This is a genomic window from Paraburkholderia sp. OAS925, assembly GCF_040543975.1.
GTDB lineage: Bacteria > Pseudomonadota > Gammaproteobacteria > Burkholderiales > Burkholderiaceae > Paraburkholderia > Paraburkholderia graminis.
Map to the genome: position 1 here is coordinate 414,276 of NZ_JBEUNO010000002.1, position 14,026 is coordinate 428,301.

14 protein-coding genes are annotated in these 14,026 nt (G+C 61.3%); 11 read left to right on the top strand and 3 right to left on the bottom strand.

What is annotated here, in order from left to right; translation table 11 throughout:
- Positions 1–592: 592 nt before the first annotated feature.
- The 3 genes from ABIE53_RS20650 to pdxR all read right to left on the bottom strand — a co-directional run bounded on the left by ABIE53_RS20650 (position 593) and on the right by pdxR (position 6,183).
- Positions 593–2,992, bottom strand: coding sequence for a CHASE2 domain-containing protein (locus ABIE53_RS20650; protein WP_192699711.1), 2,400 nt, complete (start codon positions 2,990–2,992; stop codon positions 593–595).
- Between the two features lie 84 nt (positions 2,993–3,076).
- Positions 3,077–3,856, bottom strand: coding sequence for a response regulator transcription factor (locus ABIE53_RS20655; RefSeq protein ID WP_192699710.1), 780 nt, complete (start codon positions 3,854–3,856; stop codon positions 3,077–3,079).
- A gap of 917 nt (positions 3,857–4,773) precedes the next feature.
- The gene (gene pdxR / locus ABIE53_RS20660) at positions 4,774–6,183 is read right to left on the bottom strand and encodes a MocR-like pyridoxine biosynthesis transcription factor PdxR (protein ID WP_029966762.1); all 1,410 of its coding nucleotides are present in this window, start codon (positions 6,181–6,183) and stop codon (positions 4,774–4,776) included.
- A gap of 187 nt (positions 6,184–6,370) precedes the next feature.
- On the opposite strand from pdxR, the gene ABIE53_RS20665 reads away from it, so the two are divergent.
- The 11 genes from ABIE53_RS20665 to ABIE53_RS20715 all read left to right on the top strand — a co-directional run bounded on the left by ABIE53_RS20665 (position 6,371) and on the right by ABIE53_RS20715 (position 13,895).
- Positions 6,371–6,988: a nitroreductase family protein gene (locus ABIE53_RS20665; RefSeq protein WP_006049570.1), complete on the top strand. Its 618-nt coding sequence runs from the start codon at positions 6,371–6,373 to the stop codon at positions 6,986–6,988.
- Between the two features lie 79 nt (positions 6,989–7,067).
- The gene (locus ABIE53_RS20670; RefSeq protein ID WP_192699709.1) at positions 7,068–7,718 is read left to right on the top strand and encodes an FMN-dependent NADH-azoreductase; all 651 of its coding nucleotides are present in this window, start codon (positions 7,068–7,070) and stop codon (positions 7,716–7,718) included.
- Positions 7,719–7,738: 20 nt separating this feature from the next.
- Positions 7,739–8,002, top strand: coding sequence for a DUF3331 domain-containing protein (locus ABIE53_RS20675; RefSeq protein WP_081652980.1), 264 nt, complete (start codon positions 7,739–7,741; stop codon positions 8,000–8,002).
- A gap of 25 nt (positions 8,003–8,027) precedes the next feature.
- A complete protein-coding gene (locus ABIE53_RS20680) occupies positions 8,028–8,738 on the top strand; it encodes an SDR family NAD(P)-dependent oxidoreductase (protein WP_192699708.1) in 711 nt (236 codons plus the stop codon).
- A gap of 36 nt (positions 8,739–8,774) precedes the next feature.
- A complete protein-coding gene (locus ABIE53_RS20685) occupies positions 8,775–9,731 on the top strand; it encodes an AraC family transcriptional regulator (RefSeq protein WP_029966769.1) in 957 nt (318 codons plus the stop codon).
- Between the two features lie 170 nt (positions 9,732–9,901).
- Positions 9,902–10,666, top strand: a complete 765-nt coding sequence (locus ABIE53_RS20690; protein WP_192699707.1) for an alpha/beta hydrolase family protein — start codon at positions 9,902–9,904, stop codon at positions 10,664–10,666.
- 83 nt (positions 10,667–10,749) lie between these two features.
- Positions 10,750–11,385, top strand: coding sequence for a nitroreductase family protein (locus ABIE53_RS20695; protein WP_107706893.1), 636 nt, complete (start codon positions 10,750–10,752; stop codon positions 11,383–11,385).
- A 139-nt stretch (positions 11,386–11,524) separates the two neighbouring features.
- Positions 11,525–12,070 (top strand): carboxymuconolactone decarboxylase family protein, encoded by a 546-nt coding sequence (locus tag ABIE53_RS20700; RefSeq protein ID WP_192699706.1) that lies wholly within the window; start codon positions 11,525–11,527, stop codon positions 12,068–12,070.
- A gap of 95 nt (positions 12,071–12,165) precedes the next feature.
- Entirely contained in the window at positions 12,166–12,861 is a 696-nt protein-coding gene (locus ABIE53_RS20705) for a glutathione S-transferase N-terminal domain-containing protein (protein WP_192699705.1), read from the top strand.
- A gap of 71 nt (positions 12,862–12,932) precedes the next feature.
- Entirely contained in the window at positions 12,933–13,403 is a 471-nt protein-coding gene (locus ABIE53_RS20710) for a pyridoxamine 5'-phosphate oxidase family protein (protein WP_192699704.1), read from the top strand.
- A 42-nt stretch (positions 13,404–13,445) separates the two neighbouring features.
- Positions 13,446–13,895, top strand: a complete 450-nt coding sequence (locus tag ABIE53_RS20715) for a GNAT family N-acetyltransferase (RefSeq protein WP_006049579.1) — start codon at positions 13,446–13,448, stop codon at positions 13,893–13,895.
- Positions 13,896–14,026: the final 131 nt, after the last annotated feature.

Here is a 14,026-nt window from a genome sequence, read left to right on the forward strand (position 1 = left end):
ATGGCAGCTTCAATCTGCATAAGTGCGATAAACGTCTGCCGAGCTAAATAAATAACCGTTTGTTATCGACGAATGAGGTCCTCGCCTCGAATAATTCGAGTCGAACGAATAACGTCAGACAGGGGCGAGCAAAAATACCGGCAATCCGATCGATTGCGTATTTTTTAAGCGCTGGTTGTCGTAATTCCGTTACCTGAATCAGGCGAGAACCCGGTGAAACATAGAGTAAGGGATAGGCCGATGGAAAAGAGAGCGGACAATATTGAACAATTGTCACTGAAATGTGACAAAGTTGAACGGGCATGCCGACAGTCACGACTCGCCTGCCTGTCCGGGCGTCGGTAAAGTCAAGAAACAGGCCGGCGCATGTCACATTTGACGTTTTTTTGTGCAGCCGGATTAATGCGGACTGATTGTTTATCCGTAATTCTCGAACCGGTCGAAATGCGAATTCTTTAAGCTCAAGACGCAATTGGCGTACCGCGCCATATATCGCGGCGCGATCCCGCTTTGTCGCAAAGGTTTTTCAAAGCTATTGAATATTTTTCAGGAAATGCCGGCGCGCGCATTTGGCGCCGTCAGCGAATGACTGTTATTCAGGCGAGCCGGATTTTTTCGGCAATAGAAGCGTAAAGAGGGAACCGTGTCCCACTTCGCTCTCGACATCAATGTGCCCGCCGAGCGTGTCGATGACATGCTTGACGAAGGCGAGCCCGAGGCCGTGTCCAGGCGCCGGATGATCCGACGGAAGCCGGAAGAATTCCGTGAACAGGTTGGGTATCTGATCGGCCGGTATGCCGCTGCCCGTGTCGGCGACGGTCACGGCCCAGCGCTCGCCGCGCTCGCCGGCGGTCACCGTGACCGTCGCGCCGCGCGGGCTGAACTTGATGGCGTTGTCGATCAAATTGGCGAATGCCCGGCGCAGCAGCGGCGCATCGGCCACTACGAGCATGCCCGGTTCGGCGGCGAGGTGCACGGCTGTCTGCTTCGCGCTGGCCTGCGGCCAGAGATCGTCGACGGCGTCGCCCAGCAGCAAGGCCAGATCGACGGTGCTCGCTGCGGGCGGCCGGCCTTCGGCACGCGCGAGCAACAGGAACTGGTCGGCGAGGCTGAGCGACCACTGCGCGTAGTGGCCCACGAGCTCCACGAAGCGTGACTCCGGCAGATCGCCGCCCGCATGGCGACGCTGCTCGATCAACGCAAGTATTGCGGCTTGCGGCGAGCGGATGTCGTGCGACAGAAAGCGCAGCGCCGAGTCGCGCTGACGTTCGGCGATGCGCATCGGTGTGACGTCGGCCACATGAAAGATGAGCGCAGCGTCGCGCGCATGCAGCGCGGGCACAACCGCGCACTTGATGAGCAGCGAACGACGTTTTGCGTCGACAATTTCGATGCCGTCCATCTGTGCCGCAGATTCCACGCGCGATGCTGCGCTGCTGTGACTTGCGGCACGAGTAGCCGGCTCGGAACGCGCGGTCTCGGCAAGGCGTTGCAGCGCTCTTTGGACGTACTCGACGGCATGCTCGGAGGCCGTCATGTCGCGCACGACATCCGTCGCAAGCCGGCCCGCGGGACGCCGCGGCGAGTCTGGCGCGTGCGAGTCGGACTCGTACAGCGCGACGGCCTTCCGGTTCGCGAGCATGACGACGCCCGAAGACGCCACCACGAGCGTCGCCTCGGGCAGGCTGTTCATCCACTCGGAGATGAAAGACGCCGAACGCCGCAACCGCGCGACGACAGCGCTCATGACCATGACGCGGCGATGCAGCGGGTCGATCGCGGGTCGATGCATGGGCGGCTCGCCGGGGAAGCCAGGCTCTGCCGTTGCGCGCGCCGCCGCCTCGCTCAGATAGCGTAACAGCGCCTCCTGCCGCCGCCACGCGCTGACCGGATAGGCCACGAGACAGGCGGCCACCGCGGTGCCTGGAAAGAAGAACACGTGCATGGTGTTGAGCAGCACGAGCGACGCAGCGCACGCCGCGAGTGCGAGCGCTGCCGCGGCGATCAAGCCCATGCGCGGCCCTAACGTGAACTGCGCGGCGCACAGCAACGGCAGCATGCACAGACTGAACAGAAGTTGAGCGGCTGTCGGCGCTGCACGCACGAACGAGCCGCTCGCGAGCGCACTCGTCGCTTCGGCGAGAAACTCCACGCCCGACAGCAGATGCCGTCCGCGGCCCGGCGTGACGAAATGCGTGTCGGCGGCGCTCGCCGTCGGCCCGACGATAACGACCGCGTCCTTCAACGCGCTCGAAGCCACGCGGCCTTCGAGCATATCGACGAACGAATACGACGCGTAGGACCGCTCGCGTCCGAGCGGCACGTAGCGGCGGCACGCGCTGAACCAGCGGCCGGCCTCGCGTGCCGGCGCTTCGCCGCATCGCGCGACAGGCAAACCACCGGTACGCAGCAGCGCCACGCTCATGTGCTCGTAGACGGCGGACGGTCGACCTTCCTGTAGATAGAAACTGCGCGTGGCGCCGTCGGCGTCCGGTGCGGCGTTGGCTTCGGCAAGCGCAAAGGCCGCCTCGGCCATCGGCGCGACGGGCTCGATGACTTCCGGCATGCCGGCTGTATCGGCGTCGCCCGAGACAACCACCACCGGCAACACGACGCGGCCATTGCGCTTCATCGCGTCCGCGAGTCGTTGGTCGCCGGCCGGCTGGAGCCTTCCGTGGTTGGTCATGGCCACGTCGAGTCCCACGGCTGCGGTTCCGGCGGCGGTCAACCGGTCGATGAGCGCGGCGTAGTCCTTGCGCGGCACGGGCCATCCGCCGAGCGCCTGCACGCTCGCGTCGTCGATGGCGGCCAGCACGATCTTCGCCGGCGACGGCCTTTGAAGGCGCGGCTGTGCGACGTCGAAGAAGAACAGATCGGCGCGGCGCAATACGCCCGACATCGTCAACGCCACACACACGAGCACGAGGAACACGCTGAGCGCGAGCCATTCACGCGCCATGTCGACGGGCGCGGGGCTGTCGTCGGCGTGCATCAGCGCGCGCCCGAGAGGTTGTCGACCGGCTGTCCCGCTGGTCGGACACGCTCACAGGCCGCCCGCTTAGGCCGCTTAGCCCGCTTACTCATAGGCGAGTCCGGCCGGCGCCCACTGCGCCGCCTGCATTGGTTGCGCAGGCGAATGATGGCTCGACGCCGCGGGATGAAGCGTGCGCGCCGGCACGGCCTCGAGACGATAACCGTGCGTGTAGACGGAACTCAGCCGCAGTCCGTTTTCAGGTGCGAGGGCAAGCTTCTGACGCACGCGATAGATGTGCGTGTCGAGCGTACGCGAAGCCGGATCGAGTTCACGCCCCCACGTGCTGATGCTCACCACCTTGCGCGATAACAGCTTGCCGAGATTGTTGAAGAAGAATGCGATGAGATCGAATTCCTTCGGCGTGAGTTCGATGCGTTGACCGCGCAGCGACACGGTGCGCTCCACGGAATCGAGCACATACTCGCCCGCGCAGATGAGGCCGCCGTGCTCGTTGCCGCGCGTTGCGCGCCTCAGCAGCGCGTTCACGCGCGACACCAGTTCTGCGACGCGAAACGGCTTCACCAGGTAGTCGTCGGCGCCCGCTTCCATCGCGAGCACGACGTCGTCTTCGAGCGATTTGCTGGTCACGAACAGCACGGCAGGCGATGCGCCGAGCGTGCGGCGAATCCAGTAAAGCAGTTCGAAACCGGTCATTCTGGGCAGCAGCCAGTCGACAATCACCAGGTCGAACGGCTCCGAGCGCAGCAGGCGGACCGCCTGCTCGCCGTCACTCACTTCGACGATCTCGTGCCCCAGGGGCTCCACGACCCGCGCCGCGGATTTCGCGTGAACGGGATCATCTTCGACTATCAGCACACGCATGGGGTGTCATCCTTCATTAGCACTTGGGCGGCATGGCCTTCACGGTCGTTGCGCTGAAACCCGGCGGCATTTACGCGACGCATGCTCGTTGCACGACACGGTGTGCAAGCACGGGCGCAGCAGACCCGTCCTCGACATGCGAAGAGGCATTAACCGTTGGCATCGAGACGCGAAGTAGCAGGCCGAAAATTGCTCAGCGGCCGGCGCAAGGAGCGCGTGGGAATGCTGATTGAAGTAGATTGACTACCTGTTTTTGGCCGTATCGACAGCCTGTTACCCTCTGGGTGCTCATATTGCCGTGCCCTCACCAAGCTGCTTGTTCGGTCGTTCGGTTTGTTCGGTTGCGCTATCGGTGCGTCCGCGTGGCACGAACTCTCCGACAATCGTCAGTATCTCTTTTCGAAAACTCTGCGAGCACTATCTTTTGTCCAATGCGGCAACACGCGTCACAGCGCTGTAACGGTTGGTAAGGCAAGTGCTCGGCGGGACTTTGGCATATGCCCATTTATTTGTCTACTTAAATCCACAGAATAACGACGTGTATTGTTTATTTAACAATCGGGGCAGGATTGAATGATCTGTAGCAACTGCCTGGCATCGGCCTGGTGACCGCCAGATGACGGCGGGGCGGGCGTCCTGGGCCGACGTGTGTTTTAAACAACCGGACGCCGATGCAGAACCGCCGGTGATGGCAAACCGTCTGGCCGGCTGGATTGTTTCGGCATTTCTGGAACAGCATTGGCGATCTTCGGTGCGAATTGAATGAATGCCGCGATAAGCTTCGACTGATATTTTTTTGCCGTCGAATTACTTAATTTACAAAAACTGTCAATTGCCCGTTCTAAACGCTGTATGAGAATTACAACAAATGGGAAGGGCGATTATTTATCGTGTACTCGGCTTCGGTGTGCATCTCGTCAGCGATATCGGTCGATGATCTCAAAGAGTCGCTGACACGACGTGGCCAGGTGCTGCTCAGGCGCCGTCGCAACGCCGAGCAAAAGCCCCGGTAATGTCCACGACGGAGTCGCAAACCACACGGACAACGGCGATGGCGCCATGCCGACGGTCATCGCTTCGCGAACGATCCGCACGTCGGGCGCGCCGTCGGGGAGTCGGAGAAGGACTGCCAGGCCGGCATTGACCCACTCCGCGTCGCGCATTCGTAACTGTTCGCATAGCGCGTCCCGCTGGGCGGAATAAAGACGCTTGAGCCGGCGCACGCGCCGGATGTAGTGGCCGTCACGCATGAATTGCGCTGTGGCGAGTTGAATGACTGGCGATGGTGCCGGGGCAAGCGTTGCGGCGACCTCGGCGAATGCGTTGGCCAGTTCGTTCGGCGCGACGACAAATCCAAGCCGCAGCCCCGGGCTAATCGTCTTGCTGAACGAACCGATGTGAATGACCCGTTTGCCCTCGTCCAGCGACGCGAGCGCAGGTGCGGGCCTGCCTTGCAGTTGGAGCTCGCCGAGGTAGTCGTCTTCGATGATCCACGCGTGGCTCGAGGCTGCCCATTCGAGCAGTTGAAGCCGTCGCCTGAGCGACAGCGTGGAGCCGAGTGGCGCTTGTTGACCTGGCGTCACGACTGCTAACGCGGCGTCCGCGGCGTTCTCGATGCCATAGCCTACGTTGAGGCCTTCTGCATCCACCGGCACCGGCACGATATTCAAACGCGCGAGTTCCAGGCCTTTGCGCGTGACCATGAAACCGGGCTCTTCCATCCAGACCTTTCTGCCTTCCAGACCTAACACCCGCAGTGCAAGCCCCAAGCCGGCGCTGTATCCGGAAGTGATAAAAATCTGCTCCGGGTAGCAGTGGACGTTTCTGGCGATGGACAGATAGCCCGCGATCTCTCTGCGTAGTTCGAACTCCCCTCTCGGATCGGGATAGAGCAGCGACGACAAGCATCCGGTCTTCAGCAGATTGGAAGAACGCGCGCGTGCAAAGAGCTGTTCGGGCAGACCTTCAAACGCCGGAATGCCGAGCTGGAAGATCGCCGGCCCGGCGTTCATCTCCTCATAAGCCCGCATAAAGGCGCCGAGCTGCGGCGCTTGCGCCTGAGTCGCCACCACGCGCGGCCGCGGGGCGACGCGGGTGCCGCCCGCCCCGAATGTCTCGATCATCTGCGCGTCGCATAACCGTTCATAGGCCGCTTGAACCGTACCGCGCGCCACGCCGAGCTGCGCCGCCAGGTCCTGCCACGACGGCAGTCGCGTGCCGGGTGCGAGCAGCCCGGCCTCTATGGTCCTGCTAATGCTCGCACGAATCTGTTCTGCGAGGGGCAGCTTCGCTGTCCGATCGAGCCGAATTTGCAGGTCTGGATGCATGTTCTTGGTACACACGAAAATGGGGAATCTTGGTTCTTCTATTCGTACCATCGATGGTACAGAATATTCCCACCATAGCAGGTAGAAATGTGAGCCCAATAGGGAGATACCAGGCCATGCCCGATCGACGGATTCGAGCGAGAAATAATTCGCATATCGAACTATCTATTCACCCATAGGATTAACCATGACCAATGCAGTCATCGAATGTATCCTGAGCCGCAGCGCCGCCAAGTACTACGACACGGCTGCGACGTTGAGCGACGACCAGATCCGCGAACTCGTGCGAATCGGCACATCCGCGCCGACATCGTTCCACTTGCAGAACTGGCGCTTTATCGCAGTACGTACGCCCGAGGCCAAGACACGGCTTAGCCCGATCGCGTGGAATCAGCCCGCGGTCAAAGATGCAGCGGTTACGTTCATCGTCTGCGGCCAACTGGTCGATACCAGCGTCATACCGGAGCGCCTCGCTCCGCTCGTGGAAGCGGGCGTCATGCCCGCCGCGATGGTGCCGGAATGGGAAAACCCCGCACGCGATCTGTACATGGCGCACCCGCAGCGCCGGCGCGACGAAGCGGTACGTACGGCCACTTTCGGCGCATCGGCGATGATCTATGCGGCCCGCTCACTGGGCCTGGGTTCGACGCCGATGATCGGTTTCGATGCCGAGGCCGTGCACCGCGAGTTCGGACTCGCCGACGACGAAGTGCCGGTGATGTTGTTGTCGATAGGCGCGGAGCGTCCGGGAAACTGGGCGCAAAAGCCGCGCCGTCCCGTGGCCGATGTGCTGGCGCTCGTCTGATGATTAGTAGAACCGGCGATGTGCGGGAACAGGTGGCCGATTCCGCCATTGCCCTTGTGAAGCCGCTGGAGAAAGCCGCATGAATATCCTGCACATCGATTGCAGTCCGCGACGGGAGTCGCACAGCCGGCAGCTATCGTCGGCAGTCGTCGACAAGCTCCTCTCGATCCTCCCCGACGCGAGTATCAGCCGCCGCGATCTGGGCTATGAACCGATACCTCACGCGGGCGCCGACTATGCCGCCGCGCTCGCGACGCCCGCGTCGCTGGCCGGGGCTGGACGCTCCGCCGACGCGCTAGTGCTCGCCGAGCAACTCATTGGCGAAGTCGAGCGTTCCGATGTCGTTGTCATCGGCACGCCGATGAACAACTTCACGGTGCCGTCCGTTCTGAAGGCGTGGATCGATCAGATCCTCCGTGTGGGCCGCACGATGAAGTCGACACCAGCCGGCAAAGTGGGAATGCTTCAGGACCGCCCCGTGTTCGTCGCGATCGCTTCGGGTGGCGTGTTCGCTGGTGAGCGAGCCAATCAGCCGGATTTCCTCACGCCTTACCTCACCGCCGTCCTCGGCTGCATCGGTTTCAATACAGTCCATTACCTGCCTTTGCAAGGCACAGCGTTTATCGATGACGCTCGCGCCAACGAACTTCGCCGCTCGCTCGTCGCGACGATCGAACCGGCAATGGTCAGCCTCATGCAGACCTCGCTTGAACAAGCGTCGAGCCGGTAACTTATCAGGAACGTTCGTCCTTGCGCGTCTCAATCGTGGAAAAGCTGTCGTCGACAACGATCAGCGTATGCTGGAGCGATCCTTGTTCGGGTCATTGCGCGGCCCAGGTCTGGGGCATCTGTGTCGCGCGTGTGGATGCCGTTTGCGTGCTGTCCGGTAAGCCGATACGCCGCGGGGATTCGATATTTCGTCCGCGTGTGTATCGATCGCAAGTGCCGCTCAATCGCCATCGCATGATCCTGGCCTCCGCAGTAGCTGGATTCCCCGAGAAACCATCCTTTTGAAAAGTACTAAAGTATGAGCACATGTATGAGTACATCGAGAAAGGTTGTCGTCGTTACCGGCGCCTCGCGCGGGATGGGCGCCGCGATCGTTCAGGCATTTCGCGAACTGGACTGTGCCGTCGTTGCCACCTCGCGTTCGATCGAACCATCGGACGACGCGAACCTGCTGACGGTAGCCGGCGACATCGGCGACCCGGCAACCGCGCGACGTGTCATCGCCGAGGGCGTCGCACGATTCGGGCGGATCGATACGCTCGTGAACAACGCCGGCATCTACATCGGCAAGCCTTTTACCGAACACACCGCGGAAGACTATGCGGCCGTGATGAACGTGAACATGGCGGGCTTCTATTACATCACGCAGCTAGCAATCGCCGAGATGGAAAAGCATTCGAATGGTCATGTTGTGAGCATCACGGCCAGCATCGATCAGGTTGCAATCAGCGGGGTCTACTCGGTCCTCGCGGCGCTGACGAAGGGCGGCATCAACGCGGCCACGAAGTCGCTGGCAATCGAGTACGCGAAGAAGGGAATCCGCGTGAATGCCGTCGCGCCCGGAAACATGGACACGCCGATGCACGCGCCTGAAATCCATGAAGCGCTGCGAGCTTTCAACCCCATCGGGCGCCTGGGTGAAACACGCGATATCGCCGACGCTGTCGTCTTTCTCGATTCGGCGCCGTTCATTACTGGAGAGATCCTGCACGTCGATGGCGGACAAAGCGCGGGCCACTGAAGCGCTCTTCTCCATGCCGAAGCCTAACGGAGCCCTATGTCTCAAGTCGATTGGCTGAGCCACCTGCTGCAAATGATCACCATCACGGGCCGGCTGGAAGTCCGTTGCGCGTATGGTGCGCCTTGGCGCGTGGCCTGGCCGCAGGCCAGCGCGCAAGAGGTTCCCTATCACGTCGTGCTCAAGGGCCGGGCCATCATCGAGGACCCCGAGACAGACACGGCGCGCGAACTGGTAGCCGGCGATGTCGTGCTGCTGCCTCACGGCTCGGCGCACGTGCTGCACGACGGCAGCGGACATGCGCCCGGACCTACGTGCGAACGCCGTGATTCCGCCGGTTTGATGTTCAGCGAGAACGACGGCCAGGGCGAGCGTCTTGACATGCTGTGCGGGCGATTTCTGATCGGGCCGCCTCATGATCGGCTGATCCGCAATTACCTGCCCACGAATGTCGTCGTCCGGACCCTGGAAGGTCACGGTGAAAAGGATGTGGGGTCTGCACCGAACCACCTGGCGAGCTTCGTGGGGATGATGCGCGAAGAGTCGACGGGTGACAAAGTCGGCGGATACGCGATCGTCAACGCCCTCTCCTCGGCGCTCTTCACGCTCGTGTTGCGCGAGGCGAGCGAATCCGAAGAAGCCCCGGCGGGCCTGCTGGCACTGGCCGGCAATCCGCGACTCGCGCCGGCCATTTCAGCCATGTTCGCCGATCCCGCGCGGCCCTGGAACCTGCCTGAGCTAGCCGACTTATGCAGCATGTCGCGCGCCACTTTCATGCGGCACTTTCAGGACACGCTCGGGTGCTCGGCCGTCGATCTGTTGACCGATATCCGGATGAGCCTCGCTGCCAACGAGTTAAAGAAACCGATGATGACCACCGAGGCCGTGGCCGAGTCGGTTGGGTATCAATCGGTGTCGTCATTCCGCCGTGTATTCACCGAGAGGATGGGCATGACGCCGGGGCAATGGCGGCGGCTGGCGCGCAACGGCCAATAGCGGTCCCGGTGCCGGTCCCGAATCATCGCTTCACGTCGACTTGATCCTTTTGGATACTTTATTGAGCAAATCCAGTCTCGAAAGCCGCATCGACGAGGCCTAAAGTGGAGGCTCCTAACCGCCTGACACAGCATCGACGCAACGCACGCTGATACGAGAGAGACCGACTTATGAGCGCACAAGCTTTCGAATTTGACGGACCGCACGGCTACCGTCTCGCCGGCAGGCTGGAATTGCCGGACGGCGAGCCGCGTGGCTGGGCCATCCTCGCCCACTGCTTCACGTGCGGCAAGGACAGCCTCGCCGCCAGTCGCGTCGCACGAGCGCTCGCCGCTCACGGCATTGGCGTGCTGCGCTTCGACTTCGCCGGATTGGGTAATAGCGGTGGAAGCTTCGCCGACACCACTTTCGCCGCTGACGTGGACGATCTGGTTGCGGCCGGCAACGCGATGACCAGCGACGGCAAGCCGCCATCGATCCTGGTCGGCCATAGCCTCGGCGGCGCAGCCGTCCTGATGGCCGCGGGCCAGATGCCGGGCATTCGTGCGGTGGCCACGCTGGCTGCTCCATTCGATACGCGCCATGTGTTGCATCAGTTCGCACCGCAAAGCCTTGAAACCATCGAGGCGCACGGCGAAGCGGAAGTACTGCTGGCTGGCAGACCGTTCGTCGTGCGCAAGAGTCTCGTCGACGACCTGGCGTGTCACAACCTCGAGTCGCGAATCGCCGGGTTGCGCATCCCATTGCTGGTGCTGCATTCGCCACTGGATTCGACAGTGGGCATCGAGAACGCCGCGCGTATTTTTGCGGCTGCGAAGCACCCCAAGAGCTTTATTTCGCTGGACAACGCGGACCACCTGCTGACGCGCCGCGCCGACGCCGACTATGCCGCCGCAATGATTTCGACCTGGGCGAGCCGGTATCTGATCTCCTGATTTAAATGACATGTGCTTTGCGCTCCGCGTGGAGCGCGGGCACTCGTACGCCTGAACCTACCCTCCTACACACAGGAATCCTTATGAAAACCGAAATCAACCCGACCAACCCCGTCATCGAATGCATTCTGAGCCGCAGCGCGGCCAAGTACTACGACCCAGCCGCGACCTTGAGCGATGAACAGATCCACGAGCTCGTGCGGATCGGTACGAGTGCGCCGACATCCTTCCACTTGCAGAACTGGCGTTTTATCGCGGTACGTACGCCCGAAGCCAAGGCGCGACTGAGCCCGATTGCGTGGAACCAGCCTGCGGTCAAAGATGCAGCGGTCACTTTCATCGTCTGCGGCCAACTGGTCGAAACGAATGTGATACCGGAGCGTCTCGCGCCGCTGGTGGAAGCGGGCGTCATGCCGGCAACCATGGTGCCGGAGTGGGAAATCCCCGCACGCAATCTGTATATGGCGTACCCGCAGCGCCGTCGTGACGAGGCCGTGCGCACCGCCACTTTCGGCGCGGCGGCGATGATCTATGCGGCCCGCTCGATGGGCCTAGGTTCTACGCCGATGATCGGTTTCGATGACGAAGGCGTACACCGCGAGTTCGGACTGGCCGCGGACGAAGTACCGGTTCTGCTGTTGTCCGTAGGCGTGGAGCGAGCCGGCAACTGGGCGCAGAAGCCGCGCCGTCCCGTGGCCGAAGTGCTGGACCTGGTATGAAGTGAAAGACAGGCACAAGGTGTCGCCTGCTTGAAGGGCAAAGCCGCTTCGACCCGCAGCCTGGGCGCGAAGCAAACCAACGGATGGTCTCCCAATGACCGTTCTCAATCTGTAAAACCAGCAATTAAGGATGACTACGATGGCAAGGACTACTACTTTAACGCCGGACCAGGTGCCGGCCGATTCGAAGCCGACGCTCGACGCGTTCACCAAAAATATCGGCTTCACGCCGAACATGATGTCGAGCTTCGCGCAAAGCCCGATCGCGTTCAACGCATGGGCCACGCTGCTCGGTTCGCTGAGCAAAGCACTCGACGTGAAGACGCGTGACAGCATCGGTCTCGTTGTCTCCGAGGTGAACGGCTGCAACTACTGCCTGACAGTGCACAGCTTTACCGCCGAGCATATGGCGAAGCTGCCGGCCGATGAAATCATTCTCGCGCGCAAAGGACATGCTGCCGACCCGAAGCGCGACGCCGCGGTTCAGTTTGCGCGCAAGGTCATCGAGACCCGCGGGCAAGTCAGCGACGCCGATCTGAAAGCCGTCCGCGATGCCGGCTACACGGATGCAAACGTGATGGAGATCGTCGCGCTGGTGGCCATGTACTCGCTGACGAACTTTTTCAATAACGTGTTCGATCCCGAGAAGGACTTTCCCCCGGTTACGCCGGCCGGCTCGATCTGAACTTTATTCCCTCGTCTGCGAGGGAATTGGGAAACGAGGCGGAAGAGCCGGCCATACCCCGGCTCCGCCCCGCTGGCTTACCCAGGAGAACAAGCATGACACTCGATCATCCAATTTTCACGCGCTGGCCGGCGCGGCACCCTGATCGGCTCCAGCTCTTTTCGTTACCGACGCCCAACGGCGTGAAGGTCGGGATCATGCTGGAGGAAACGGGTCTTGCGTATGAGGCGCACCGCATCGACATCATCGCAAACGAGCACCATGACCCGGCTTTTCTCGCCCTCAATCCGAACGGCAAGATTCCGGCGATCTTCGATCCCGACGGTCCCGGTGGACGGCCGCTTGCATTGTTCGAATCGGGAGCGATCCTGATCTATCTCGCCGAGAAGACCGGGCAACTCCTTTCCACCGATCCCGTTACTCGCTACGAAACGATCCAGTGGCTGATGTGGCAGATGGGCGGTGTCGGGCCGATGTTCGGCCAGGTTGGCTTCTTCAACAAATTCGCCGGCAAAGCGTATGAGGACAAGCGCCCGCGCGATCGCTACGTTGCGGAATCAGCGCGGCTGCTCGGTGTTCTCGACCAACGGCTCGCGGGCCGCGACTGGGTAATGGGCGCTGAGTACAGCATCGCCGATATTTCACTGCTCGGCTGGGTACGCAACCTGATCGGTTTTTATGAAGCGCGTGAGCTTGTCGGCTTCGACCGCTTCTCGCATGTCGAGCGCTGGTTCGAGCGCGGTCTCGCGCGTCCGGCGGTGCAGCGCGGGTTGGCAGTGACCGCGGCCTGAAGCGAGGCTGTCGAAACGTTCTGTATAGCGAAGCATAAAGCCGCTCACATTCTTTTCAAGCGAGGATCTCCGTGATCGAAATCAACGCCGACGCAGAGGCGATCATCAAGCGGGCGATATTGTCATTCGTCGCGACGGTCAACGACGATGGAACGCCGAATCTTTCGCCGAAGGCATCGTTGACAGTCAGGAACGGTGTTCTCTACTTCGCCGATATCGCCTCGCCCGCGACGATACGAAACCTGAAACGCAAGCCCGCCGTCGAGATCAACGTAATCGACATCTTCGAGAGGCGCGGTTATCGATTCAAAGGTCATGCGTCGATCCTGCCGCCAGACGATGACGAGTACTCGATGATCGCGGACTGGGTCCGCGCGACGAACGGCCCCGAGTATCCCGTCGATCACGTCGTCCGGATCGAAACCCTTTCGATCTCTCCGCTGCTGTCGCCGGCGCATGTATTCGCGGAGCCTGCTCGAAGTCAGGATGAAATCAGGAAAACTTACTATCAAAAGTACGGTGTTAAACGCATCGGCGAATAGGCGAATAGCGCAAAAGTACTCGCGCAAGCCAGGAGAAAATCTATGCTATCGGTTGAGATCAAAGCCATTGAAAAGAACGACTTTGATATTTGGCTTCCTCTGTGGAAAGGCTATCAGCGATTCTACGAAGTGAATATCCCCGAGTCGGTGACGCTCGAAACATGGGCACGCTTCGTGGACCCGTTGGAGCCGATGCATGCCGCGCTTGCCATGATGGGCGAACACGCGTTCGGCCTGGTGCATTCCATCTACCATCGATCCACCTGGACAACCGCCAACTACTGCTATCTGCAGGACCTGTTTGTCGCGGCCGATGTGCGTGGCGGCGGCATCGGCCGCGCGCTGATCGAGCATGTTTATGCGGACGCGAAACGTCGCGGGGCGGCGCGTGTGCACTGGCTGACACACCGAACGAACTCTGCCGCCATGCGGCTTTATGAAAGCGTCGGACATCGCTCGGGCTTCGTCCAGTACCGGAAACTGCTCACCTGAAAATTCCCGTGCGGGATCTCATCAAGACTCCTGCGACACATCACGCAGCCCCGCGTTCTTTTGATCCTTTTGAGCATTTTATTGAGCAATTGCAGTCTCGAAACCCGCATCGGGCAAGCCTAAAGTGAAGG

Excerpts from the sequence above, each read along its gene's own strand:
- ABIE53_RS20650 (WP_192699711.1), bottom strand. The coding sequence starts at position 2,992 with ATGCACGCCGACGACAGCCCCGCGCCCGTCGACATGGCGCGTGAATGG.
- ABIE53_RS20655 (WP_192699710.1), bottom strand. The coding sequence starts at position 3,856 with ATGCGTGTGCTGATAGTCGAAGATGATCCCGTTCACGCGAAATCCGCG.
- pdxR (WP_029966762.1), bottom strand. The coding sequence starts at position 6,183 with ATGCATCCAGACCTGCAAATTCGGCTCGATCGGACAGCGAAGCTGCCC.
- ABIE53_RS20665 (WP_006049570.1), top strand. The coding sequence starts at position 6,371 with ATGACCAATGCAGTCATCGAATGTATCCTGAGCCGCAGCGCCGCCAAG.
- ABIE53_RS20670 (WP_192699709.1), top strand. The coding sequence starts at position 7,068 with ATGAATATCCTGCACATCGATTGCAGTCCGCGACGGGAGTCGCACAGC.
- ABIE53_RS20680 (WP_192699708.1), top strand. The coding sequence starts at position 8,028 with ATGAGTACATCGAGAAAGGTTGTCGTCGTTACCGGCGCCTCGCGCGGG.
- ABIE53_RS20685 (WP_029966769.1), top strand. The coding sequence starts at position 8,775 with ATGTCTCAAGTCGATTGGCTGAGCCACCTGCTGCAAATGATCACCATC.
- ABIE53_RS20690 (WP_192699707.1), top strand. The coding sequence starts at position 9,902 with ATGAGCGCACAAGCTTTCGAATTTGACGGACCGCACGGCTACCGTCTC.
- ABIE53_RS20695 (WP_107706893.1), top strand. The coding sequence starts at position 10,750 with ATGAAAACCGAAATCAACCCGACCAACCCCGTCATCGAATGCATTCTG.
- ABIE53_RS20700 (WP_192699706.1), top strand. The coding sequence starts at position 11,525 with ATGGCAAGGACTACTACTTTAACGCCGGACCAGGTGCCGGCCGATTCG.
- ABIE53_RS20705 (WP_192699705.1), top strand. The coding sequence starts at position 12,166 with ATGACACTCGATCATCCAATTTTCACGCGCTGGCCGGCGCGGCACCCT.
- ABIE53_RS20715 (WP_006049579.1), top strand. The coding sequence starts at position 13,446 with ATGCTATCGGTTGAGATCAAAGCCATTGAAAAGAACGACTTTGATATT.